25 protein-coding genes are annotated in these 25,956 nt (G+C 37.1%); 2 read left to right on the plus strand and 23 right to left on the minus strand.

What is annotated here, in order from left to right; genetic code table 11:
- Position 1: 1 nt before the first annotated feature.
- The 8 genes from RU87_RS06375 to RU87_RS06410 all read right to left on the minus strand — a co-directional run bounded on the left by RU87_RS06375 (position 2) and on the right by RU87_RS06410 (position 8,280).
- Positions 2-364: an Asp23/Gls24 family envelope stress response protein gene (locus tag RU87_RS06375; protein ID WP_068162972.1), complete on the minus strand. Its 363-nt coding sequence runs from the start codon at positions 362-364 to the stop codon at positions 2-4.
- Positions 365-546: 182 nt separating this feature from the next.
- The gene (rpmB, locus tag RU87_RS06380) at positions 547-735 is read right to left on the minus strand and encodes a 50S ribosomal protein L28 (RefSeq protein ID WP_003140443.1); all 189 of its coding nucleotides are present in this window, start codon (positions 733-735) and stop codon (positions 547-549) included.
- Positions 736-887: 152 nt separating this feature from the next.
- Positions 888-1,871: a UDP-glucose 4-epimerase GalE gene (gene galE, locus RU87_RS06385; RefSeq protein ID WP_068162969.1), complete on the minus strand. Its 984-nt coding sequence runs from the start codon at positions 1,869-1,871 to the stop codon at positions 888-890.
- A 173-nt stretch (positions 1,872-2,044) separates the two neighbouring features.
- The gene (galT, locus tag RU87_RS06390; protein WP_068163177.1) at positions 2,045-3,529 is read right to left on the minus strand and encodes a UDP-glucose--hexose-1-phosphate uridylyltransferase; all 1,485 of its coding nucleotides are present in this window, start codon (positions 3,527-3,529) and stop codon (positions 2,045-2,047) included.
- Between the two features lie 88 nt (positions 3,530-3,617).
- Positions 3,618-4,817: a galactokinase gene (locus RU87_RS06395; protein ID WP_068162966.1), complete on the minus strand. Its 1,200-nt coding sequence runs from the start codon at positions 4,815-4,817 to the stop codon at positions 3,618-3,620.
- 53 nt (positions 4,818-4,870) lie between these two features.
- Positions 4,871-5,890 carry an aldose epimerase family protein gene (locus RU87_RS06400; protein WP_068162963.1) on the minus strand — a complete coding sequence of 340 codons (1,020 nt, stop codon included), beginning with the start codon at positions 5,888-5,890 and terminating at the stop codon, positions 4,871-4,873.
- An 87-nt stretch (positions 5,891-5,977) separates the two neighbouring features.
- Positions 5,978-7,366 (minus strand): glycoside-pentoside-hexuronide (GPH):cation symporter, encoded by a 1,389-nt coding sequence (locus RU87_RS06405; RefSeq protein WP_082782173.1) that lies wholly within the window; start codon positions 7,364-7,366, stop codon positions 5,978-5,980.
- 164 nt (positions 7,367-7,530) lie between these two features.
- On the minus strand, positions 7,531-8,280 hold the full coding sequence (locus RU87_RS06410) for a MurR/RpiR family transcriptional regulator (RefSeq protein WP_425268494.1): 750 nt from the start codon (positions 8,278-8,280) through the stop codon (positions 7,531-7,533).
- Positions 8,281-8,466: 186 nt separating this feature from the next.
- Between RU87_RS06410 and RU87_RS06415 the strand changes: the two genes are divergently transcribed.
- Positions 8,467-9,138 carry a DUF1129 family protein gene (locus tag RU87_RS06415; RefSeq protein WP_068162956.1) on the plus strand — a complete coding sequence of 224 codons (672 nt, stop codon included), beginning with the start codon at positions 8,467-8,469 and terminating at the stop codon, positions 9,136-9,138.
- 236 nt (positions 9,139-9,374) lie between these two features.
- Here RU87_RS06415 and RU87_RS06420 read toward each other — a convergent pair whose 3' ends face one another.
- The 4 genes from RU87_RS06420 to RU87_RS06435 form a co-directional block, all read right to left on the minus strand.
- Positions 9,375-10,715 carry a CapA family protein gene (locus RU87_RS06420; RefSeq protein WP_068162953.1) on the minus strand — a complete coding sequence of 447 codons (1,341 nt, stop codon included), beginning with the start codon at positions 10,713-10,715 and terminating at the stop codon, positions 9,375-9,377.
- 17 nt (positions 10,716-10,732) lie between these two features.
- Complete coding sequence (locus RU87_RS06425; RefSeq protein ID WP_068162950.1) at positions 10,733-11,587, minus strand: transporter substrate-binding domain-containing protein; 855 nt, start codon at positions 11,585-11,587, stop codon at positions 10,733-10,735.
- A 407-nt stretch (positions 11,588-11,994) separates the two neighbouring features.
- Positions 11,995-14,610 carry a DNA polymerase I gene (polA, locus tag RU87_RS06430; protein ID WP_068162949.1) on the minus strand — a complete coding sequence of 872 codons (2,616 nt, stop codon included), beginning with the start codon at positions 14,608-14,610 and terminating at the stop codon, positions 11,995-11,997.
- A gap of 121 nt (positions 14,611-14,731) precedes the next feature.
- The gene (locus tag RU87_RS06435) at positions 14,732-14,962 is read right to left on the minus strand and encodes a DUF6440 family protein (protein WP_068162946.1); all 231 of its coding nucleotides are present in this window, start codon (positions 14,960-14,962) and stop codon (positions 14,732-14,734) included.
- 227 nt (positions 14,963-15,189) lie between these two features.
- Here RU87_RS06435 and RU87_RS06440 point away from each other — a divergent pair, with 227 nt between their 5' ends.
- The gene (locus RU87_RS06440) at positions 15,190-15,477 is read left to right on the plus strand and encodes a putative quinol monooxygenase (RefSeq protein ID WP_068162941.1); all 288 of its coding nucleotides are present in this window, start codon (positions 15,190-15,192) and stop codon (positions 15,475-15,477) included.
- Positions 15,478-15,543: 66 nt separating this feature from the next.
- Here RU87_RS06440 and gatB read toward each other — a convergent pair whose 3' ends face one another.
- From gatB to rpmH, 11 genes are all read right to left on the minus strand, one after another.
- Positions 15,544-16,974, minus strand: a complete 1,431-nt coding sequence (gene gatB, locus RU87_RS06445) for an Asp-tRNA(Asn)/Glu-tRNA(Gln) amidotransferase subunit GatB (RefSeq protein ID WP_068162938.1) — start codon at positions 16,972-16,974, stop codon at positions 15,544-15,546.
- Positions 16,975-16,990: 16 nt separating this feature from the next.
- On the minus strand, positions 16,991-18,433 hold the full coding sequence (gatA, locus tag RU87_RS06450) for an Asp-tRNA(Asn)/Glu-tRNA(Gln) amidotransferase subunit GatA (protein ID WP_068162935.1): 1,443 nt from the start codon (positions 18,431-18,433) through the stop codon (positions 16,991-16,993).
- Positions 18,434-18,727 (minus strand): Asp-tRNA(Asn)/Glu-tRNA(Gln) amidotransferase subunit GatC, encoded by a 294-nt coding sequence (gatC, locus tag RU87_RS06455; RefSeq protein WP_068162930.1) that lies wholly within the window; start codon positions 18,725-18,727, stop codon positions 18,434-18,436.
- A gap of 69 nt (positions 18,728-18,796) precedes the next feature.
- Positions 18,797-20,560: an aspartate--tRNA ligase gene (gene aspS / locus RU87_RS06460; RefSeq protein WP_068162928.1), complete on the minus strand. Its 1,764-nt coding sequence runs from the start codon at positions 20,558-20,560 to the stop codon at positions 18,797-18,799.
- 276 nt (positions 20,561-20,836) lie between these two features.
- Positions 20,837-21,625, minus strand: coding sequence for a GTP-sensing pleiotropic transcriptional regulator CodY (gene codY / locus RU87_RS06465; protein WP_068162925.1), 789 nt, complete (start codon positions 21,623-21,625; stop codon positions 20,837-20,839).
- 104 nt (positions 21,626-21,729) lie between these two features.
- Positions 21,730-23,151 carry an aminotransferase class I/II-fold pyridoxal phosphate-dependent enzyme gene (locus RU87_RS06470; RefSeq protein ID WP_082782172.1) on the minus strand — a complete coding sequence of 474 codons (1,422 nt, stop codon included), beginning with the start codon at positions 23,149-23,151 and terminating at the stop codon, positions 21,730-21,732.
- 206 nt (positions 23,152-23,357) lie between these two features.
- Positions 23,358-23,669, minus strand: a complete 312-nt coding sequence (locus RU87_RS06475) for a DUF1292 domain-containing protein (protein ID WP_068162922.1) — start codon at positions 23,667-23,669, stop codon at positions 23,358-23,360.
- A gap of 18 nt (positions 23,670-23,687) precedes the next feature.
- Complete coding sequence (gene ruvX, locus RU87_RS06480; protein WP_068162919.1) at positions 23,688-24,110, minus strand: Holliday junction resolvase RuvX; 423 nt, start codon at positions 24,108-24,110, stop codon at positions 23,688-23,690.
- Positions 24,110-24,376: an IreB family regulatory phosphoprotein gene (locus RU87_RS06485; RefSeq protein WP_068162916.1), complete on the minus strand. Its 267-nt coding sequence runs from the start codon at positions 24,374-24,376 to the stop codon at positions 24,110-24,112. The genes ruvX and RU87_RS06485 overlap by 1 nt, the downstream gene beginning before the upstream one ends.
- A 138-nt stretch (positions 24,377-24,514) precedes the next feature.
- The gene (locus RU87_RS06490) at positions 24,515-25,435 is read right to left on the minus strand and encodes an aldo/keto reductase (protein WP_068162912.1); all 921 of its coding nucleotides are present in this window, start codon (positions 25,433-25,435) and stop codon (positions 24,515-24,517) included.
- A gap of 149 nt (positions 25,436-25,584) precedes the next feature.
- Positions 25,585-25,719, minus strand: a complete 135-nt coding sequence (rpmH, locus tag RU87_RS06495) for a 50S ribosomal protein L34 (RefSeq protein ID WP_047914782.1) — start codon at positions 25,717-25,719, stop codon at positions 25,585-25,587.
- Positions 25,720-25,956 lie beyond the last annotated feature (237 nt).

Below are 25,956 nucleotides of genomic sequence, written 5' to 3' on the forward strand. Positions count from 1 at the left end.
GTTAGTCAGCCACCACTTTCACATTCTGTACGAAAACATTGACTGAATTTGCTGTTACACCCAGTTGGTTTTCTAGATTAAATTTAACACGTTCTTGTACATTTTTAGCAACTTCAGAAATCTTGACACCAAAAGATACAATCACATAAATATCAACGTCAACACCATTATTTGTCGCCGAAATCACAACACCTTTAGCATAGTTTTCTTGACGTAGCAGTGTTTTGAAATTATCTTTGACAGCATTTTTACTAGTCATACCGACTACACCGAAAATTTCAGTCGTTGATGCACCAACAATGGTAGAAATTACATCATTTTCAATGTCAACTGTTCCATTTTTTGTATTAATTGTCACAGACATATTTTATCCTCGCTTATGATGAGTTTTGCAAAGTTTACTTAAAGCAAAACTCCTATGTTTAAAAGCCTAACAACCATCTATAACCTGATGAGATCACAAATATCACAGACTCTTGCATCTATTTTAACATAATCTAATCAATTAAAAAACCGTGAAGTCTTTTCACGGTAAATTTATAATAATTAAACGCGTTCTACTGAAAGGTTTTTAAGTGCACGAGCTGATGCCCATACTGATTTCACTTTACCATTTTCAACGATTTTAATTTTTTGTAAGTTTGGTTTAACTTGTTTTTTCGTTTTGTTCATCGCATGCGAACGGTTGTTAGCAGATGAAGTCTTACGACCTGTAAAGTAACATACTTTAGCCATGATATATTTCTCCTCGAGTATTTTTTTTGTTAGTCATTTCATAACATACTAGAACATTATATCATATCTCACTTTAAAATCAAGCCATTTTAATGATTTTTTTCAGGTATTGCCCACAACGTTAAACACACATTTTTCAGTATAATACTTTATTAATATCCTGTCGGATGATTTTTATGCCATTGCCAAGCATTCGTGATGATGTGTTCAATATCATGTTTAGCAGACCAGCCTAAAACTTGTCCTGCTTTACTTGCATCTGCGACTAAGGCATCTGGATCCCCTGGACGACGTTCTCCGATTTGACTAGGAATGTCGCATCCTGTCACTTTTCGTGCAGTTTCAAGCACTTCTAAATTTGAGTATCCTTTACTTGAGCCCAGGTTAAATGCATCAGATTGACCACCAGCTTTAAGATATTCCAACGCCTTGATATGCGCATCTATCAGATCTTCCATATCGATATAATCTCGAATACAAGTCCCATCAGGCGTCTGATAATCATCACCATATATAGTAATCACGTCACGTTGTCCTAATGCAGTTTGCAAGATAATCGGAATCAGATGTGTTTCATTTTTATGTGCTTCTCCAATAGAGCCATCACCTTTTGCTCCAGCTACATTAAAATAGCGAAGTGCTACATATGTCATATCTGTCGCAGTTGATTGCCATTTCATCATTTTTTCCATGATGAGTTTACTTTCTCCATAAGGATTAATCGGATTTTGAGGTGTTAATTCAGAAATTGGCGAACTTTCTGGCACGCCAAATGTTGCAGCTGTTGATGAAAAAACAATATGTTTCACATCAAATGCTTGCATGGTCTCCAAAATAGAGATACATCCTCCTACATTATTATCAAAATACATCATTGGGTTCACCATAGATTCCCCAACTAAAGAATACGCACAAAAATGCATGATGCCTTCAATATTGTTTTCTGAGCTAAAGACGTGTGATAAAAATTCGCGATCTAAAACATCCCCCTCATACAAACGCACGTTCTCAGGTATAGCTTGTCGATGACCTGTAACGAAGTTATCTACCACTGCTACATCATACCCTTTTTCCATCAACATCGATACAGCGTGACTACCAACATACCCTGCCCCGCCAAGTACTAAAACCGTCATAATTTTTCTCCTTATAACCTGTTCAAATGCTAGTTGCTTATAATATCTGTCAACAAACTTTCATTTTTCATAATACCTTAATTATACAATTTTACTTAATTAAAATCTATCACATTTTAAGTTAATCATAATAGACCACTGATTAAGTCATCGCAAGCGATCCATAGCACACCTTATCTATCATTAACAGCCGCTATGAATCTGTCGAATCCTATCTGTCCGTTATGATCATCTTTAAAAACACCCGCATCTTGTAAAACTTGCTCAAATACTGCACCAACTGCTTGTTGAACTTTTTCATGTACGTCTTGGGGGGTAACAGTTAGTGAATTTTTCAAATGATTTGCCCAACTCAGATGACTATCAGCAATCTCATTTGATTGATTAAGCAAGTACTTTTCAACCTCATTAAGTTCATCTTTTAAACGCGGTGGTAAAATGGCAAGTCCCATCACTTCAATTAAACCAATATTTTCTTTTTTAATGTGATGTAGCGTCTCATGTGGATGAAAGATACCATCTGGAAATACTTCACTTGTATTATTATCTCTAAATACTAAATCAAGCACATAATCAGTACCTATTTTTCTAGCAATTGGGGTAATCGTATGATGCAATACATTATCTTCAGTTTTCGAAACAATCTGTAGCGATTTGTCATCATATTGTCGCCACTTTTCTAGTATCTCGCTACTCGCAGCTAACAAAACAGCCTTATTGGTACTACTTAATCGCAAAACCGACATCGGCCAATTCACAATACCTGCTTGAATATCTGGATAATTTTGTAATTGGACAGTTTTGCGGATATGTGCTTTCATCATCGGAAAGTCATAGTACCCTGCTTGATAATGGTCATGTGTTAAAATAGAGCCTCCGACAATCGGTAAATCAGCATTTGAGCCGATCATATAATGCGGGAACACATCCAAAAAACTGAGTAAATTATCAAATGTTTGCTCATTAATGATCATCGGCTGATGCATTTCATTAAATACAATAGCATGTTCTTGATAATAAGCATATGGCGAATATTGAAATCCCCATTTTTGATCACCTAGTCGCATTCTAATGGCACGATGATTACTTCTTGCTGGATGATTACCTCCGCCATACAGACCTTCATTTTCAAGACACAAAGCACATTTGGGGTAGCCTGATGATTGTTTCATTTTCTCCAAAGCGATCATTTTAGGATCTTTTTCTGGTTTGGAAAGATTAATGGTAATCTCTAACTCACCGTATTTTGTTTGATGTTTGAAGCCAACATTCTTAGCAATATCTCTTGTTTTGACTTGATCAACTTGCCGTGCCAATTGATAAAAATAACTGGTTGCAAGTTCCGGCTGTTCATCATACTTTTCCCAAAATTCGTGGTTAATTTGACTTGGTTTTGGTGTGATGAAATCCATCAATGCAGCCTCATAAAAAGGCGCATCTTCCTCAGTAAATTGCTGATTTACTTTTGCAATCTCAAGTAAATCGTCCATCAAGATAAGCGCATTATGTTTTTCACAACCACCTTTTGGTTCTTGCCAATCATCAACACCTAAAAAATGAAGCAATTGATTCCGCAAATAGATTTTATCTATTGCATTAATCGTCCCATTTTCTTCTGCTATATCTATAAAATTTTGAATGGTTTGATACTTTGACATGTCTAATTCCAATCTAGATTTATTTTCATTACCTTTATCATTTACTTCAATTGACATGTATCTGTTTGTCAAATTTCAACACCTTACTTTAGTTTACATCTAATTTTGTTGCACCAGAGCCAATCTGAGCAACATAGAAACTTGCAGGATACCCGACTGTCTTTTCATAAATGTCACCAACTGCTTTTTCAAAAGCAGCAACTCTATCATGCGCAACAAGCACGATAGCACAGCCACCAAAACCTGCACCTGTCATACGAGCGCCTAATGTACCTGGTTGTTTTTGGGCCGTTTCTGCTAAGGTATCCAACTCAATTCCTGTCACTTCATAATCATCTTTTAGCGATGCATGAGAAGCGTTTAAAAGGTCTCCAAATTTCGTTAAATCACCAGAAACAAAGGCTTTTTTGGCGATTTTAGTCCGATTGTTTTCATAAACTGCATGGCGTGCACGCTTAATTAGCATTGTATCATTAATTAAGTCTACATTTGCATCAAATTCTGCGTTAGAAAGCTCTGCAAGTGCAGTAATCGGCAATTTGGTTTGTAGACGTTTAAGTGCTTCTCTTGTTTCTGAAAATCGTTCATTGTATTTAGATTCGGCTAAAGCACGGGGTTTGTTTGTATTCATAATCACGATATCGTAATCACGTAATTCTACAGGCACCATTTCATATTTTAATGTATTGCAATCAAGTAAGATGGCTTTTTTAACTTCACCAAACCCAATTGCAAATTGATCTAGAATACCTGAATTAACACCAATAAACTCATTTTCTGTTTTTTGTCCTAGTTGCACAAGTTCCAGACGAGGAACATTTAGCTTAAATAAATCATTTAGTGTCACACCAACTAAAAGTTCAAGAGAGGCTGAAGATGATAACCCTGATGCTGTCGGAATCTCTCCTTGTATTAAAAATTCAAATCCACTATCAATTTTATACCCTGCCTCTTTTAAGACCGTTATCATGCCTTTGACATAGTTTGACCAACTGTTGCCATCTTTTACACCACTGTCTGCTAAGTCAAATTCAATGATGCCTATTTCTGGAAAATTTTCTGAATAAAGCCTAACTTTATGGTCATCTCTTAGCCGTGCCAAACCTGTTGTACCAATGGTAATGGATGCTGGAAAAACATAGCCACCATTATAATCGGTGTGTTCTCCAATTAAGTTAATCCGACCAGGAGAGAAAAAGTATGAAATTCCTCGTTCATCTCCAAATATGGCTACAAATCTGTCTGTCAAACCTGACAAAACTTGACTATTATCTACAACTGTTGACATTTTATTCTCCTCTAACTGTTTATCATTATACGACACTTAATACTTATGACAAGCTAGTTTACCTGTAATTGGTAAACTGTTTTTGCGTGATAAGTATCTCCAGCAACTAATGTAATATCTCCAAGTTCTGGCATTTGCTGTGAACCTGGTGATACTTGACATTCAAACGTTATTCCACCATGGTTTGCTTGTGGTCTACCATGATAGACAGTCCCTAATTCTCCAAAATTGGCTGTAAAGATGACAATACTCGGCCGATCTGTGCGAACTGAAATACTTAACTCTCCCAAACTCAGTCGTGCTTGTTCTTTTTCAAGTGTCACTTCATCTAATAAAAAGGGATGATCGATACCACCAACAAGCTGTACTTGTGCCATAGCAGAATTTAATGCCTGACTCAGTAATTTAGGCTGATGAAAATCTAAATCTGTTCCTTCTAGATTAACAATATCCCCTCGTACAAGCTCTGTTTTATCTTTTAATGCGACAAATCGTGATGCTGCCATTTCAAGCATATGCTGATCAATTGTTTGGCTAGCATCGCCAGTCAAATTAAAATAAACATGCCCAGTCGGATTAAAAACAGTATCTTTGGTTGTTGTTGCCTGATAATCAATTGTCCAATTATTGTCTTCGTCATAGGAATGGGTCACAGTCATACTAAGTTGACCTGGGTAACCATTTTCCCCATCATTTGAAATGTAGCTAAACTTAACTTGGGCTTTACTTTCCTTTTCAGAAATATCATACTGCCAAAGTTTTGTATGTATACTTGAGTCGCCACCATGTAGTGTTTGCGGGCCTTCATTTTGATTCAGTTGTACTTTCTCTCCAGAAATCTCTACCACTCCATCTTTAATTCTCCCTGCTGTTCGGCCAATAGTTGCACCAGGATAGGTATCTTTTTCAAGATATTCTTGTGCAGAATCGAATCCTAAAACTAAGCGTTTACCATCTTTTTGCCAATCCACAATACGCGCGCCAAGGTTAGTAAAACTAATACTCACACCCTGTTGATTGGTCAGAGTAATCAGGCTACTGCCCAATCCAAAATCACTTATCCTAATCTTCATACTGTTCCTCCTAAAACAGATGCTACTTCTCAAAATAATTGAGTAGTAGCATCTGCTTAACAACACCTTTGTAAGCAAGGTCGTTAACTATTTAAAACGTTCTTCAAGTTCCTTGACAATTTCTTCATGTCGTTTTTCCGTTAATTTTACTTTGAATAAATAAATCGCTAGTGAGATGATCATCAAACCTGCTGGCACAATAAAGGCATATAATTTAAAAGTTGCAACACCATAAGTATGCCCACTAACATATTTTGAACCTGTCATGCCTGCTGCGATGGCAACAAATCCATAAATCCCATTTGAAAATGCACCAGCAATTTTATCAAGTAATGGTCGCATGGCAAGAGTTACTGCCTCATTACGCACACCATTTTTCCATTGTCCATATTCAACAGAGTCAGTAATCGTCATTAAAACAGATAAGAAAACTAATTGATATGGTGTTGTTAAGAAAATTAACCCAGCTACCGTCATAGGCACAGATGACCCTACAGTAAAAATGACGTATCCAATAAGCATTGAGATGATGGCACCTGTCAAAACTTTACGACGACCGAACTTCTTAGCTAAGATTGGAAATAGTGGTACTAAAATAATTGAACCGATAAAGCCAACAATACCAGTGATTGAATACAAACTGACATTACCGATGACAAAGGTAAAGTTTAAAATCAGTGTTGCTGTTGTTGCCACATAAGCAATCGCAAATAAAATGTATGAGAGCGACAACCACATCAATTGATCATTTTTTACTAGCGCTTTAAATACATCTAATGTGTTTGTCTTTGTCCCTTGTTGTCTAATTGTTGATTCTCGTTCTTTAGTTCCCCAAGCTGCTACTAAAGCTGATATCCCTTGAACTAATGCTGCAATGACACCAAAAGCAAAGAAACCACGTGCACCTTGTGTATGACCTCCTTTTGTAAAAAATAGTGTGATTGGGATCGCAAGAATCGTCGCACCTTGTGCACCAATAGCTGACCCAAAACGTGCAAATGTGCCTAAAGTTTCGCGTTCTGAATTTTTTTCTGATAGCGCTGGAATCATTGACCAAAAAGCAATATCCTTAAATGAATAAAAGGCATCCAAGATGATAAATGAAAGAATAAAGACGATCGTAAATAACGTCCGATTGCCACTTTTTGATAACCCAAAAAAGTCAGAGAACATTAGCATAATCATCAATGAAGACATAAGCCCGCCAACAACTAACCAAGGTTTAAATTTACCCCATCGTGTTTGTGTATTATCAATGATCGACCCAATAATTGGATCAAAAATAATTTCTATGAGACGTATAATCACAACTAAACTTGTCACAAGTGCAATCATTGCATCTTCATGAGGTGTCCCAGCAAACATCTGTGCTGTGACAAAGGCAATAAAGAATGTACTAATTGAGTAATAATAGACATCGTGCCCGAGTGCACCGAATCCATACGATAAAAGTTGCTTCATTTTTCCACTGTTCATGGTAATCCTCCCAGTAATTACGATTTGAAATCGCTTACATATTTAGTTTAACATGTCATAGTAGGAAAATATTTCCAAGTTATAGATATCGCTTAGGAAATGCTTTCAATATTAAAAAGATACTAAAAGTATCTTTTTATCAAATAACCTTTGTATATGATCAATTAATCATTATTTTTTTGATAAATTGAATAGCCATCTATCAAAACCCGTCCCAAAATAAAAAGCGGTAATCTGCTATGCACGTCTAAATCAAAATGATTAATCTCTAGTCTACTTTTATACCCTATCAAACAAACATCTGATAAACGCACAAGTTCACTATCTTGATTAGTCGTTAATGCTAAAATATTACCTAACTGTCGATTCACTTGTTTTAATGGTATATTGATTTCAGCATTTTCGCCAGATAATGAAAGCGCAATGACAAGCTGATGTTCTTTAACAAAACGTGTATAATAAAGCATCTGTTGTGGATCATCATAAAGACTCACACTTTTATGGAATAGCTGCAATTTTCTTAATAACTCATTTGCAACATTTATCGTCAGACCACGGGCAAAAAGCAAAATTTCCTCAGCCTCATCTATTAATTTTACTGCCGCCTCTACATCGGTAGCAGATATACTATAAATCGTCTGTAATAATTCTTCCTCATTTTTAGCAATAGCCTCTAAAAATTCTCTAGAAAAACCAGTCCTGTCAGGTAACTTTTTCTCACGAACTGAATATCTAAATTCACCATATCCTGAAAATCCTTTTTTTCGTACTGTACGATTGACTGTAGAAATAGATACGTGAGCCAAATTTGACAAATCTGAAATTGATAACTTTGGAATATTATCATAATTTTCTTGGATGATTTCCCAAGTACAGCGTTCTGCGTTGGTAAGATTTGACATATGATTAATCAACTCCATTAAATTTTATGTTTCTATTTAATTAAAGTATATCATGAAGCGCTTACAATTGATATAAGCAAACTAGATACTCTCTCTAAACCTGTTCGTTTGTCATAAACAAGTTATTTAAAAATGAAACCAATCTCATTTATTCGAAATACTCATGAAAAATTCAGCTTTTTCTGTTAAAATAGGGATATGGAAAATTATATTGATCAATTAACAGGAAAAAATAGCGAATACGTACATATCATCACGCGTGAACTTGTCAAAATAGGCAAGACAGATGAAGAAATAAAAGCTATTTTATCAGAAATATTGCCACAAATTGTAGCCGCACAGGAACAACGTGTGCTCGCTAAAGATCTGCTTGGCACGCCTTCAGAATTCACAGCTAAATACACACCACAAACTCAGCTCAGCAAAAGCACAAAAGCTGATCAATACGATAACGAAACACCTGTATTAATGTGGCTAGATAGTGCACTCTTAATGTTAGGGTTCATCACTATCTTAAATGCTATTATGTCTATCTTTAATAAAGGTGCTCGCGCATATGGGATCGTTACACTCGTTACGATGAGCTTTGCTGCTGGTTTTGTCATTTATCTCATGTACCGACTTGTATACAAACCACAAAACGAAGGTAAAAAAAGACCTGGATTCAAATCTTATGCAATTCTCACGCTAGCATTTCTGGCTTGGATTATTTTGTATAGCTTGTCCGCCTTATTACCAGCTAGTCTTAATCCTTCACCAAATAGCTATGTTGTCGGTGTGATTGGTCTTATCGCTTTAGGGATTCGTTACCTCCTAAAACGTAAATATCATATCAGATCTGCCATGGCTACATCACCAAAAAGAAACTAATCCTTTTTTATCTATGATTTACTCAGACTAAAGACAAAGTATGAACGACTTTGTCTTTTTTTGTGGCGTTTTCTCCGAATTCTTGTCATGTTTCGAGATAGCTACCTTATAAGAAACTATTGCTATTCCCTATTCTAGTCAATGTCTATATGTCAAAAAACCGCTTGTTGAGCGGTTTTTGGCCTATAGGATACAGCTCATCATATGGACTAATGCATACAGTTTTAATAGATGATCTAATTAGAAAGTGGCGTTTGTTTAACTTTCAAAACACCATCAGCTTCGATCAAGGCCACACCATCAACTTGACTGATTTGCGATACTCTCTCTTGAATCGCTGTTACCGTCTCTGGATCGGCTAATTTTGGTCGGCCACGCTTGCTGGGGCGGTCATGCGTCAACTGCAAATCAATCGGAATCAAGTGATAATCGAACGTTTCTTGATCTGCATTTAAGTCAAAACTAATCAAAACACTTTGACTAAACCTATCTTCAGCATTGAAGCCTTGCCAGTTACCAGCTTTGTCTTTAGCCCGATTAGCATGTAGGGTTGAAGGTTTTGAGTTTGTTGGATAGCCATATGCTTCATACATTTCTGGTGGGATAATTGATTCTCCCGACTCAAATTCCATCACCAGACTATGAATATTATAGAAAATAGGTTTGCCTTGATGCAGAGCTATGCCTTTTAGAAAATGCGCGCCATGTCCGATAACTGCATCTGCGCCATGATCAATCGCTGATTTCGCAAACTTTTCGATAAATGCGGCAGGCTCATCAGCATACCAATCCTCATTTAATCCTTCATGGGCATGAAAATTGACAAAAACATAATCAGCACGATTTTTAGCATCGGCGATGTCAGCTAAAATGTCAGCTTGGTCCTGCTCATTCGCTTTAGTGCGAACAGCATAATCTTCACCCAACTCGATCGATACATGTTCTTGCCAAAGAGAGCCAAATTTAAAGGCGCTATCATCTGGTCCTGACCAAGTTTCTACACGGCTACCCTGCTCTGAACTAGCTCGTGTCCCCAGCTTATGATCTATCTCAGCTAACGCTTCAAATGCAGGTTTAGGTAATACATAGCTACGCTCCCAACGTAAGGGATTAACACCAGGACGAGCCGGTACGCCATTACCTGCATTACTTGCAGCAAATACCTCACTTCGTGTGACAGCTACAGTGATAATGGCAATTCGACCATCTCGTGTATCGATAAACTGTGGTTTTCTAGCATCAAATAAACTTTCGCCTAAACCCAAAGGATGTAGCCCTCGACTTCTAGCTTCTGCCAGAGTATCTAACATTCCTGTGATACCAAAATCACCCGTATGATTATTAGCAAAAGAGAGGTATTTCATATTTAGATCTGTAAATTCGTCAAGCGTTTCAGGCCGAACTGCGGTTACATATCCTCTTCCAGCAGCAGGTGGGGTATCTTTTTTAGGCGTCACAAATTCTGCGTTGGCCAAAACTGCGTCTGCTGACTGCAACAACTCAACAAGTTTAGGATCTATTGTCTCTTTCAAATTACGACTTGAAAAGAGCAAATCCCCTGCAACGATTAACTGCATCGCTTAGTCCTTCCTCATTATTGATTAATTTCTTTTTCATCAGGTAGATAGCTAGCGCCCAACTGTTCTTGACTAATTTTTTCGAGCGTACCATCTTTGTATATTTTTTTAATTTGCTGATTGACGACTTTTAAGAGCTTGTCACCGTCTTTAGTTTTAGGTAAAAGCAGATAGGCATCAGGATAGATACTTGGATCTGAGAACGGCACAATTTTCAGTTTAAACCCATGTTCTTTAATCGCTTGTTTTGCTGAAATAGTACTGATAATCCGTACATCATATTTACCCTCTTCAATATCTTGAAATTGTTTGATAAAATCTTGATCTGTATATTGAATATCAATTTTACCACTATGATTTTTATTATAATTTTCTAGTAAAGTGGCACCACTATTGCCGACCTCTGTCACTGCTTTTTTGCCTGTCAAATCATCTAAAGATTTGATTTGGTTGTCATTTTCTCGAACTACTAAAACATAAGGATTTTTAGTAATTGGCAATGAGAAGTTATACTTTTTAGCACGTTCTGCGTTATACGAAAAGTTATTTGCACCTAGTTGATATCGATCGGTATCCAAACCAGCCAAAATTGATTCAAATTCAGTCGTTTCAAGATCGACCTTATACTCCTGCTTCAACCCAGAAAACAACGCCTTAACCACCTCTACATCATAGCCTGTCAACTTCCCATTATCTCGATAACTAAAAGGCTTACTAACTCCAGTCGTACCGATGTTGAGGACTTGAGGGGCTGATGCCGACTGACTCGATGACTGCTTTTCTTTTTTCTGCTGACCACATGCGACCAAACTACCGCCAATAACTGCAAGGGCTAGTCCACTCACGATTAAACGTTTTACTTTTGACTTCATTATATTCGTTTCCTATCTAAATATTTTTCTATACACTTAATCATACTATGTTTAATTGACACTAGCGTTTTCGTTTATTTATACCCGTTATTCATTTTTGATAACAAGTCATCAAATGATTGAATCATTAGTATATGCCACTAAAATAGTTATAATAACTGACAAACTAACTGAACTTTATCTCATGAACTGAAAGTAAAATAACAGATTATGAATCGGACTGCTTGTTGATGTGAGAGAACTTTTTTTGTGCCTACCGATCAAAGATAGATAAAAAAGAACTCAACATACTTTACTAGTTGTATATGTTTCTCAACTTGTCTTATTGTGGTACCAAAAAAACCCTTAGCACATTTCCGCTAAGGGTTTTTGAGTCTGACGCAAACCAATTGGTCTGAGTTTCCCAGTTATTTGGCATCGTACCAAGTTTTACCATTATTTTCATCTACTAATAAAGGAACTGAGAGAGAAATCGCTTCTTCCATCGTTTTTTTAACTAGCGTTTGCATCACTGCTAACTCGTCATTTGGTACATCTAGAACGATTTCATCATGTACCTGAAGTAACATTTTACTTTTATACTGACCTGCTATCAAAGCGCGATCTAGATTAATCATGGCAACTTTAAGAATATCAGCCGCTGACCCTTGGATTGGGCTATTAATCGCTGTGCGTTCAGCAAACGAACGAACCGAAAAATTTCTAGCATTAATATCTGGTAAGTTACGGCGTCTGTGGTAGAGTGTTTCGACAAATCCTGTATCTTTAGCACTACGAACGATATCTTCCATATATTTTTTAATATCTGGATAGCGTTCAAAGTAAGTATCGATATATGTCTTTGCTGCTTTTCTTGAGATACCTAGATTATTTGATAAGCCAAAGTCTGAAATCCCATAGACAACACCAAAGTTTACCGCTTTAGCATTTCTACGATCATTTGCTGTCACATCTTCTGGCTTATCAATACCAAACACGCGCATCGCTGTCGATGTATGGATATCTGCGCCTTCATTAAACGCTGAAATCAAGTGCTCATCTCCCGATATATGTGCCAATACACGTAATTCGATCTGAGAATAGTCACTTGATAATAGAACTGAGTCTTCATTTTCAGGCAAAAAGGCCTTGCGAATCTTACGTCCTTCTGGTAAGCGAACAGGGATATTCTGTAAGTTAGGTTGTACACTAGACAAGCGGCCTGTCTGCGTTAAATCTTGGACATAACGTGTATGAATTTTACCATCAGACATGATTTCTCCAAGTAAGCCTGTGACATAGGTAGACTGAATCTTTGAAATCTGACGATACTTCAAAATCTTATCAACAATCGGTGCTTGGGGTGCAAGTTGCTCTAGTACATCAACTGCTGTAGAATAGCCCGTTTTCGTTTTCTTAATGACAGGTAAGCCCATTTTTTCAAATAAAATCACACCTAACTGTTTAGGAGAGTTGATATTAAAAGGTTCTCCTGCTAGCTCATAGATCTCTTCAGTCAATCCCTTGAGTACTTGCTCATTCTCAAGTCCGATTTCACTTAAAACCCCACCTGAAACTTTTATTCCCGTAATTTCCATCTTAGCTAATACATCTGCTAAAGGAAGTTCAATACGATCCAGCAGATCTTCTTGATCATTTTCTCGTAATTTATCAAGAAGTGGTGTCTTCGTTTTAACTAAGACATCTAGTTTTCTGGCAAGATGATCAAATAAAATCGCATCTTCAGGTACTGCGCGTTTAGCTCCCTTACCGTAGATCAATTCATCATCTGGCAACTCAAAGCCAAATAAATCTGCAATGGTTGAGATTTTATTATTTTCTATCGTAGAATATAGATACTTGGCAAGCATACTATCAAAATCAACTACTGGATAATTGATGCCTTGACGTGCCAATAGAACTTTATTTTTCTTAAAATCAAAGGTATTTTTTGGAAAACGTACATCACTAAGCAAGGCAACATTTTTTGACACATAAATCTGCTTCTCATCACCCCAAGTAAATCCGATGATATTATCGCGATGATAATCTTCTCCAAGGATTTCAAGATAGAAGAATTGATCATCATGGAACATATCATCACTAAGATTTTCTGCCACGATTTTAAACTCAATTGCTTCAACTACTTTCTCGGTAGCACCTTCTAAGTTTTCAAGAAATTTATGAAAGCCCATCTCTTTATAGAAAGCTTTTAATTTATCGTAGTCACTTCCCGCATACAGTGTGTCTGCTAAGCTGATTTCGATCGGTGAATCGAGATCAATCGTTGCAAGCTCTCTTGATAAAAAGGCTTGTTCTCGATCGTTGATCAAGTTTTCTTTGAGTTTAGACGTTTTCATGTCATCTACGTGATCATAAATACCATCTAAAGACCCATGCTCAAGTAATAATTTGATACCTGTTTTTTCACCTACCTTAGTCACACCAGGAATATTATCAGATTTATCTCCCATGAGTGCTTTTAAATCGATGAATTGTTCTGTTGTCAATCCTAATTTCTCATATAGATAGGCTGGCGTATAAGTTTCAAGCTCTGCCACACCTTTAATTGTAATCTCAACTGTTGTTTTTTCCGTTGTCAGTTGTGTTAAATCACGATCTCCAGATACCACTGTGATTTTATCGAAACCAGATTTTTCTGCCTGAGTGGCTAAGGTCCCAATAATATCATCTGCTTCATAGTTCACAAGTTCATAATGCCTAATCCCTTGTGCTTCAAGCATCTCTTTAATAAAAGGCATCTGCTCACGGAATTCATCTGGTGTTTTGGCACGGCCGCCTTTATACTCTGCATACATTTCCGTTCTAAAAGTTGTTTTTCCTGCATCAAAAGCAACCAACACGTGTGTAGGTTGTACAGCTTCTAAAACGTTTCCTAACATGGTATGAAAAGCAAAAATCGCATTTGTATGAAGCCCTGATGGTGCAACAAATCGATCGATCTGTGTATAAAGTGCAAAAAAAGCACGAAAAGCGATGGAAGACCCATCTATCAAAAGTAGTTTTTTCTCTGTAGTTGTCATATTTCTATTTTAACACAAAAATACCCGTCTCATCTATGACAGGTATTCATCAATCTTTAACTTATGATCGCGCCTTAATGGCACCTAACTCCTTGTAATAAATATGCGTATCATATCATGATCAAAATGGTGACACATATTTGTCTGAAACAGATTTTTCTTTATCTGTTTCCGTTTTTGATAAGACAGGTTTGCCATCACCGTCAATCAAGGGAGTTAATCCCGCCCCAGTATCTCTGGTTACTAATAAATATTGAACGCCTGTCACCTTATCTGTGATAATATCAATCCCTTGAAAGGCACCCCCTGTTGTTCTTTCGAAACGGGTTTTTATATCATTTTTAGTAAACATTTTTATCCTCCTTTTAGTCAAAATACCTTGTATTTGTGATTGAGTAAACCTCTCCATATCTGCGACAAAGTCCGCTTTCATCTCACAATACTGCTTAAGGATAAGTTTACCTTATTTTTTATTAAAAATAAACCCTTATCCTAACACATAAGCTGACAAAATAGTTTTACTTTACATCCGTCCACAGACACTGTATAATCATGACAAGATAGAAAAGGAGTCAACAAATGATCATTATTAATGTATTTTTCCACATCAAACAAGCACAAAAAGCAGCATATTTAAAAGCAATGGATGAACTTGTAAGTCACTCTAAGACGGAAGAAGGCGCTATTTTTTACGACCTTTTTTCTGACCCAAAAGACGATACAAGATATATTATAGTTGAAAATTGGGCAAGTCAAGCAGCCCTTTCAGCGCATAATGAAACCGCTCATTTCAAAGCATTTGCTAGCCAAATTAATACATTTTTAGTAGAACCCTTCAGACTAGTCGTGAGTACTGAACAAGTATGAGTTAAAGGATAGACAAATAAAAAAGTAACATCAAATTGATGTTACTTTTTATTTGCAATTAAGCAATTATTTATCTAACTCAGCGTACAACAACTCTTGTACAACCTGTGGATTTGCTTGTCCTTTTGTTGCTTTCATAAGTTGACCAATCAAAGCCTTGGCTGAATTTTTGTTGCCACCTTTATAATCACTGACAGCTTTTTCATTTTTAGCCAAAACATCTGTGATGATTGGGATAAGTACAGCTGGATCTGAAATTTGAATCAAACCAGCTTTCTTAACAAATGCTTCTGCAGAGCCACCATTTTTAGCTAGTTCTACAAATACTTTTTTCGCAATTTTAGATGAGATAGTCCCATCAGAAATTAATTGTAGCATTTCAGTCAAGTTTTCAGGTGTTAACCCTATTTCTGTAAGAGTTTTACCTTCAGCGTTAAGATACTGTGCAACCTCGCCTTGCAACCAGTTAGATGCAAGTTTAGCATCAGCACCTGCCTTAATAGCAGCTTCAAAGAAATCAGCTGTCTCTTTAGAGGCTGTCAATTGTGCTGCATCGTACTCTGATAAGTCTAATTCAGAGACATATCTTGCACGACGTGCTTTAGGAAATTCTGGTAATGTTTTACGCACATCATCAATCCACTCGTCAGAGATTTCAAAACGAGGTAGATCAGGTTCTGGGAAATAACGATAGTCTGATGACCCTTCTTTGACACGCATCAAAGTCGTTTCACCTGTTTTTTCGTCGTAACGACGTGTTTCTTGCTGAATCACACCGCCAGCACGTAAGATTTTAGCTTGACGTGCAACTTCATACTCCAATCCTTTACGAACAAAGTTGAAAGAATTCAAGTTTTTAAGCTCTGTTTTTGTACCAAATTCTTCTTGACCATATGGACGTAACGAGATATTGGCGTCACAACGCATTGATCCCTCTTCCATCTTAACATCAGAAATACCTGTATATTGGATGATTTCTTTGATGGCAGTTAAGTAGGCATAAGCTTCCTCAGGAGAGCGCATATCAGCTTCTGATACAATCTCGATCAAAGGTACACCTTGACGGTTCAAATCAACATACGAATACCCATCTGTGCCGTGTGTATTTTTACCAGCATCTTCTTCTAAATGCGCACGTTCGATACGTAAAGTCTTTTTAGTCCCATCTGCTAATTCGATTTCAATGGTACCATTATAACCAATGGGTTCATCAAACTGAGAGATTTGGTAAGCTTTAGGGTTATCTGGATAAAAATAATTTTTACGGTCAAAGTGCATACTTTGATGAATATCCATATTAAGCGCAAGTGATGCCTTAATACCTGATTCGATAACCCCTTTATTCATGACTGGTAAAACCCCTGGAAAGCTCCAATCAACGATATTCGTGTTTTTATTTGCACCTTCACCAAAGTGAGCTGGTGCTGGTGAAAATATTTTTGAGTTCGTATTTAACTCAACATGGACTTCAAGTCCGATGACTGTTTCAAAATTCATAGATTAAAGTCCTTTCTTAAAAAATAATTGGTTTTGCTTTATGGAAATCAGTTGTCGCTTCAAAGGCTGCAGCAGCTTGATAAATTGTCTCTTCATCAAATGCTTTACCAATAATTTGCAAGCCAACTGGTAATCCTTCTACTTGTCCGGCAGGAATCGAAATACCTGGTAAACCGGCTAAGTTAACAGGAATTGTTAATAAGTCAGCTAAATACATGGCAACTGGATCATGACCTTGCGTATCTAAATCATAGGCAACACTTGGTGCTGTTGGGCCAATAATTAAATCATAAGTTTCAAATACTTTTTGGAAATCTTGCATGATAAGCGTTCTAACTTGACCAGCTTTTTTGAAGTAAGCATCATAATAACCAGATGACAAGCTAAATGTCCCTAGCATAATCCGACGTTTCACTTCTTCACCAAAGCCTTGTGAACGTGTCTTAACATAGATATCTTCTAAATCAACAGCATCCTCAGCACGGAATCCATAACGAATACCATCAAAACGTTGTAAGTTAGAACTTGCTTCAGATGATGCAATGATATAATAAACGGCTACACCATATTTACTATGTGGTAAGCTAACCTCTTCAACTGTTGCCCCAAGTTTTTCAAACTGTTTAGCTGCAGCTAACACTTGCTCTTTAACTTTAGGATCAATCCCCTCACCCAAATATTCTTTTGGCAAAGCAATTTTAAGTCCTTTGATATCTTGGCCTATTTTAGATGTAAAATCAGGAATCGCCACTTTTGAAGATGTAGAATCTTTAGGATCATGTCCTGAAACGGCATTTAATAATAAAGCATTATCTTCTACATTTTGTGAAAATGGACCGATTTGATCAAGTGATGAGCCAAAGGCAATCAACCCAAAACGTGAAATACGACCATAAGTCGGTTTAAGACCTACTACACCATTAAATGACGCTGGCTGACGAATTGAGCCACCAGTATCCGAACCTAGTGAAAGTAGGACTTGGTTTGAAGCAACCGCTGTAGCAGAACCACCTGATGACCCACCTGGTACTTTAGTTTGATCCCAAGCATTTTTCGTTGTTTTAAAAGCTGAGTTTTCAGTTGACCCACCCATAGCAAACTCATCCATGTTGGTTTTCCCTACAACAATCATATCTTTGCTGTATACTTTTTCTACAGCTGTTGCATCAAAAATAGGTTCATAATTATAGAGCATTTTTGAAGCTGCAGTCGTAAGGATCCCTTTTGTTGAGATGTTATCTTTCACAGCTAATGGGATACCAGACATTGGGTTTGTCGCATCAATTCCACGTGCATCAATCGCAGCAGCTTGAGCAAGCGCTGCTTCTTCAGTGATCGTGATAAAACTATCTACTTTGGCTTCGCGATCTGAGATGTTTTTCAAGGTCTCTTTTGTTAATTCAACCGCTGAAATATCTTTGTTCACCAATTTTTCATGGAGTGATTTAATTGTTGTCATTTAGTTATCCTCCATAATTGTTGGTACTTTGATAAAGCCATCTTCAGTTTCAGGGACATTTTTAAACAATTCATCTCTATCCCAGCCAGCGACAGCAACATCTTCACGCCAAGTGTTGACATTATCAACAACGTTTGATGTAAATGCTACACCAGTTGTATCCACTTCTTCTAATTTTAAAAACATATCAACTATTTTGGTTAATGATCCAGCAAATTCTGCTGTTTCTGTCTCGTCAAATGACAACTTAGACAAATTAGCCACATGTTTAACATCTTCTTTTGTAATTTCCATGTATTCTTCCTTTTTTATTTGTCAGATTATTTACTGATTGCAAGCTTATTATATCAATTTATCACTAGATTAGTCAAAATCAATATCTAAAACCAATTTCAACTCTGATAGCTGTTTTGGTTCAACATCACTTGGTGATGCCATCATCAAGTCAACGCCTGCCGAACTTTTTGGAAAGGCAACGACTTCACGGATATTATCTTCTCCCGTAAGGACCATAAAGATACGTTCCAAACCAAATGCACAGCCAGCATGCGGTGGCGCACCGAACTTGAAGGCTTCAAGCATGGCACCAAACTTCTCTTCTACAAAGTGCTCATCATATCCTAATATGCTGAATGCTTTATACATCACTTCTGGATTGTAATTACGTACAGCACCTGAACAAATTTCATAGCCATTCATGACCATATCATATTGGTCAGCTTTAATCGCTAATTTATCAGCATCAGTTTTAGCAGCTTCTAATACAGCTACGCCACCTTTAGGTAATGAAAATGGATTATGTCCAAAGTCGACTTTACGATTTTGCTCATCATATTCATAAAATGGAAAATCAACCACCCAACATAATGCCACTTTATTTTTATCTTTCAAATCATAAAAATCAGCAAACTCATTACGCATTCTACCCAATACTTTATTAACTGTCGCAGGTTTTCCAGCACCAAAGAAGACGATATCACCATCTTCAGCCCCTGTTTTTGAAGTAATTTCTGCTAATTCAGTTTCGCTCAAGAATTTTGCGATAGGCGATTTGATGCCACCATCTACAAAAGTGAGGTAGGCAAGACCACCAGCACCCTCTTTTTTGGCAATCTCAGTGAAGTGATCAATTTGTGAACGCGTCATGCTAGCTGCACCTTTGACACAAATTGCTTTAACTTTTTTAGCATTCTTGAAAACAGCAAATTCAGTCGTAGCAAGTGTTTCATCTAAATCAACTAAGGTCATACCAAATCGCAAATCAGGTTTATCACTACCATAGATATTCATCGCATCTTCATAAGCAATACGAGGAATTTCTGCAGATACTAAATCTTTTCCTGCAAAATCTTTAACTAAATTTTGGATGAGCACTTCCATCTCACGACGAATTTCCTCACCATCCTCAACAAAAGCACGTTCTACATCAAGTTGGTAAAAATCACCATAAAGACGATCCGCACGTGGATCTTCATCACGGAAACATGGTGCAATCTGATAATATTTATCCACACCACCTACCATAAGTAGCTGTTTGAATTGTTGTGGTGCTTGAGGTAGCGCGTAGAATTTTCCAGCATGAATACGGCTTGGTACTAGAAAGTCGCGTGCACCTTCTGGAGAAGAATTAGCTAAGATCGGTGTTTGGACTTCCAAGAACTCTTGATCTTCCATAAAACGACGAATAAATGACAAGTATTTTGCACGACGTTTTAAAGTCTCTTGCATTTTAGCACGGCGTAAATCTAAATAGCGATATTTGAGACGTAATTCTTCACTAGATTTATTGGCTTCATTTAATGAAATTGGTAATGGTTTTGAGGCATTCAAAATCGTGAATGCGTCTGCGACTAATTCAATTTTACCAGTTGTGATATTTGGATTTTCTAATCCTTCACCACGCTCACGTATCAAACCTGTGACAGCAATCGCGTACTCATCACGTAAATGTTCAGCTGCTGAAAAATTAGCAACATTTTCAGGTTGGATGACGATTTGCAGCAATCCTGCATCATCACGTAAGTCAATAAAAATGACCCCACCATGGTCCCGGCGTGAATTAACCCAACCTTTTACGGTAACTTGTTCACCTTGTTTTGTAATTGTGCTATTTGTTTTTGTTCTCATTTCTTCTCCTATATATGTATTGCCTATTCATCAATGCCACACACGATATTATCATTACATGTCATCAAAAAATAGCACCACAACCCCTGTCTAAAAAGGACGAGAGTCGTGGTGCCACCTTAATTTGTCATCTATCTATTTAGTAAATGACCTCTTTTTTTTATTCACAAAAATTTTAAAATAGTGTTCTTCATCTTATCCATCTGACACCATTTCCAGCAACAGGTGTTCTCTAAACAGACTTTTGATAAGATTACTGCTATTTTGTCATGTATGTTAGAAGTTACGTCCTTCAAGTTTTTCATAAATACCTGAATTGACAACTTTCAAATAAGTTCCCTTCATACCTAGAGAACGAGATTCGATAATCCCTGCTGATTCAAGCTTACGCAAAGCATTTACGATAACTGAGCGTGTAATCCCAATTTTATCAGCAATAACAGAAGCAGTCAAACGGCCTTCTTCACCACCTAACTCCTCAAGGATTGCCTTAACAGCTTTCATCTCAGAGTAAGATAGCGTGCTAACTGCCATATTAACAGCTGCTGATTTACGGATGCTTTCTTCCATTTTTTCGATTTGAAGGTTGGATAGTTGAATACCAATGACAGTCGTTGCAATTTCTACAAGTACCAAGTCATCTTCATCAAATTCACCTTCGTTACGCCAGATAATAAACGTACCTAAACGTAACCCACTACCGTAAATTGGTGCCACAGTTGTTTTACCATTTGGGAAGTCTTTGATCACTTCTTGTGGGTAGAGTGACAATACCGCATCAGCTGGTAAGTTAGCTTCAGTATCGTAAGTACGTGAAGCAACTTGTACATATTCAGCTGATAGTTTTCTTTCATCAAACATCGCTTCTACACGATCATTATTTGTTTTATAAGGCATCGCATAGCCTAAAACATCACCATGTCCATCGATGAATAATGAATTACAGTCGATAACACCAGAAAGACGTTCAGATAATCCTTTGTAAGGGAGTACATCACCTGAATTATTCAATCCTTCTTGTAAAATCGCTGTTATCTTTCTAGTATTTTCTAATAAAGTAGCCATGATTCTCCTGTTTTTTTAAAGTTTAGATATCTCAATTATAACAAAATAAACCAAAAATACAACAATATTCAGAAAATTATTTATTGTTTTGTTTTAAGACACAATTACCTGCGGTATTGATGTAAAAACCGCGTCATCTTCTCTTGAATCATAGCCAATTCATCTAATCTCGGCATATACACGATACGGAAATGATCTGGCTCTTTCCAGTTAAACCCACGTCCTTGCACAAGCATTACTTTTTCTTGCTTGAGAAAATCTAAAACAAATTGCTCATCATCTTGAATGTCATACATATTCCTATCGATTTTAGGGAAAATATAGAAGGCAGCTTTTGGTTTAACAGCTGAAATACCAGGAATTTCATTCATCGCTTTATAAATAAATTCACGTTGTTCATAGATGCGTCCACCTGGCAATAAGAGCTCATCTATTGACTGTGTCCCACCTAAAGAAGTCTGGATAACTTGTTGCGCTAAAACATTTGAACATAAACGCATACTAGCCAGCATATCTAAGCCTTCAATATAGCCTTTTGCATGTTTTTTCTCTCCAGAAAGCACCATCCAACCGACACGGAACCCAGCAATTCTATGTGATTTAGATAATCCACCCATAGTCACAACAAATAAGTCTGGTGCTAAACTAGCGATAGGGACATGCTGTAAGCCATCCATAATCACGCGATCATAAATCTCATCTGAGAAAATGATCAAATTGTGCTGGCGTGCTACCTCTGCGATCTCTAACAATAATTCTCTTGGATAAACAGCTCCTGTGGGATTATTGGGGTTAATGATGACAATTGCTTTAGTATTTGAGGTAATTTTAGACTTGATATCTGCGATATCAGGAAACCACTCTGCCGATTCATCACAAAGGTAATGTACCGCATTACCTCCTGCTAAACTGACTGATGCTGTCCATAATGGATAATCCGGCATAGGGATGAGCACCTCATCTCCATTATTCAACAGACCATTCATCGACATAGAGATTAACTCACTCACACCATTACCGGTATAAATATCGTTCACATCAACATTTGGAAATCCATGTAGTTGGCAATACTGCATGATTGCTTTTCTAGCACTAAAGATTCCCTTACTATCCGAGTAACCTTCACTATCACGCGCATTCATAATCAAGTCACGTAATACTTCATCCGGTGCTGTGAAACCAAATTCTGCTGGATTACCTGTATTAAGGCGTAGGATTTTCTCACCGTTTGCGCGCATCCGGTTTGCTTCATCTAATACTGGACCACGAATATCATATGCGACATGATCCAATTTACTTGATTTCTCAAAGACGTCCATTTTTTCTCCTAACTCGTTAGTTTCGTTCGTGATCTCTGTTAATTCAACCTGATATAATTCAGCTAATTTCCTGAGACTTTCTTCCTTTGGTTTTGCATTCCCTTTTTCCCAAGCCCAGTAAGAAGGCTTTGATACCCCTATACTCCTGGCCACTTCCGCTTGGCTTAGACCAGATTTTTCTCTCAGGCGAATTAGATTATTTTTCATACCACTACCGCTTTCGTTAGTTTTATTTAACTAACGTTAGTTTAACACTTCCGTGTTTATTCGTCAAGTTTTTTATCACGAAGCGCTATGGATGTCTGATATGTTGATACGCATACTGCTTACAGGACTAATGATCAAGCTAACACTTTTCGCCTAACACCAAATAAAAAAACTATCTGATTTAAAATCAAATAGTTTTTTCTAACTTAATCCTGTTCTTCAACAAATGTGTTAAAGACTTCTTCAATCATGTCCCATTCTTCATTTGCATCTTCAGGAATTGGTATCAAGTCACCTTCTGTACCATCTTCACTTTGTGTATAGGCGTAAGCTTGAATTTCTACTTCGCCATTTTCGTCTTCCTCAGCACCTGCTGGTACGACCAAGACGTAGTTTTTACCAAATTCTTCTTGGCCATCAATAGTCAACAGAATCTCAAATAATGTTTCATTACCTTGATCATCAACTAATGTGATAAATTCTTGTTCATGGTCGTGATTATGTGTATGTTCAGTCATTTTTTCTCCTAGATAGTATTAAAAGGCTTGGCTGTCAAGATAGTTCTGCAAAATTAATACCGCTGCTAATTTATCGATATACTTTTTACGATTTTCTCGACGCGTGTGCCCTTGGATGAGTATTTTTTCTGCCTGAGCCGTAGTCAATCGCTCATCTTGATAAGCAACCGGTATACCAAACTCAGCCACCAATAAGTCACCATAATGTCTGCTCGCTTGCGCTCTGATGCCTTCATCGTTATTCATGTGTTTAGGTAAGCCTAAAACAAACTTAGCTGGTTTGTATTCTTTGACTAACTCAGCTAAACGGTCAAACCCATACTCTTGTTTTGCTTCGTTAATCCGGATTGTTTCAACTGGCTGCGCTGTGTACCCTAAAAGATCACTTACCGCAACGCCAACAGTTACACTCCCAACGTCTAATCCCATTATTCGTTGCATCAAAGGTCTACACCTTGTTGTTTCAAATAGTTTTTGATCAACTCTTCAACAATGTCATCACGATCAAAGCGACGAATTTTATTTCGTGCATCATTATGACGTGGAATGTAGGCAGGATCTCCTGACAAGACATAACCAACCATTTGATTGATGGGATTATACCCTTTTTCTCCTAAAGATTTATAGACACTGGCAAGGGTTTCACCAATCTCTTTTTTGTCCGAGTCATCAAACTCGAAACGTACAGTTTCATCTGTAAAACTCATATTTGCCACCTCACTTCTGATTTATGTAGTTAACTTAATTATATGTTATTTTGGCTCAAAATTCAAATAATAGTCCTTATGATACAACCAGTTAATTGTATCCATGGGGTACTATCAACTGAAATTCGCAATAGTTGCTTAAGGAAGTATATTCCCTGCTGCTTGGTATAGTGAATACCATTCTTCACGTGTTAACACGATATCTGATCCCTCTGTCACTTCCACAATACGCGACAAATTCATCGTACCAATGATTGTTTGCATCTTAGCCGGGTGACGATTAACAAATGCAATTGCTATACCAGATGGCGTGCTATCATACTGCTCTGCCAACTCCGTTAGGCGTTTGTTAAGCTCAGGAAATTTTTCCGTATTCCCTACAAAAGGACCTTCAAAAAAGCCATATTGAAATGGCGACCAAGCTTGAATCGTCATATTTTCTATTCTTGAATACTCTAAAATACCACTATCACGCACTAAGCCTGCTTGATTCGTCATATTGACATTAATCCCTGCATCAACCATACCTGTATGCATTAAGCCAAACTGCAACTGATTAATATTCATCGATTGCTTAACGGCTGTTTTTAACAATTCTATTTGACCTGGATTTTGATTTGATACACCGAACGCACGAACTTTACCTGCTTTTTCTAGTTGTGCAAATGCCTCTGCTACCTCTTCAGGCTCCACCAAGGTATCTGGTCTATGTAATAACAAAGCATCTAAATACTCAGTATCTAATCTTTTTAAACTACCTTCAACGGCTTCAATGATATGTGCTTTCGAAAAATCAAACGCAATACCAGGTCGAATGCCTACTTTAGATTGTATGTAGATATCTGATCGAGAAATAGTTGTTGCTTTTAAAGCCTTAGCGAAAATCGATTCGCAAGTGCCGCCACCATAGATATCAGCATGATCAAAAAAATTCACACCATTATCATATGCCGTTTGAATAATTTTAGCAGCATCTAAACTAGGCTCATTCATTCTCATACATCCTAGTATGATTTGACTAGCCTTAATGTCTGTATTCGCAATTTGAATTTGTTTCATATCATCCTCCTACATACCTGGTAACCGGTTTCAATTATACCAAAAAAGTCGTGATTAATCTAAAGTAAAATTTAAAACCTTTACTCGCTTTGCTGTTTTTCAACAACATAAAAAAGAACATGGACTCGAGTTTCCATGTTCTTTTTATGTTATGCAGTTAAAACTGCACGGCCTTTACGACGACGGCTAGCGACTACGCGACGACCATTTTTAGTTGCCATACGTTTACGGAAACCATGTGTTTTTTGACGTTTACGTTTACTTGGTTGAAAAGTGCGTTTCATAAATATTTTCCTCCTGTACAGAATTTTTGGTTGTAAGTATAACCTACAATCTTTATGTCTAGCCTAGGCTTTTGATCAGTTACTAAACATACCTTAATATTATATCGTTTTTATAGTCCGCTGTCAATATCATCTTATGTTTCTGATTTGATTTTATTTTATGAATAAAACCTCTCTTGAATATTATCAATTCAGTAAGTGTTATTTTGATTTGATACAACATCCCTCCTAAACAGC

It is taken from the genome of Pseudolactococcus plantarum (genome assembly GCF_002441715.1).
GTDB lineage: Bacteria > Bacillota > Bacilli > Lactobacillales > Streptococcaceae > Pseudolactococcus > Pseudolactococcus plantarum.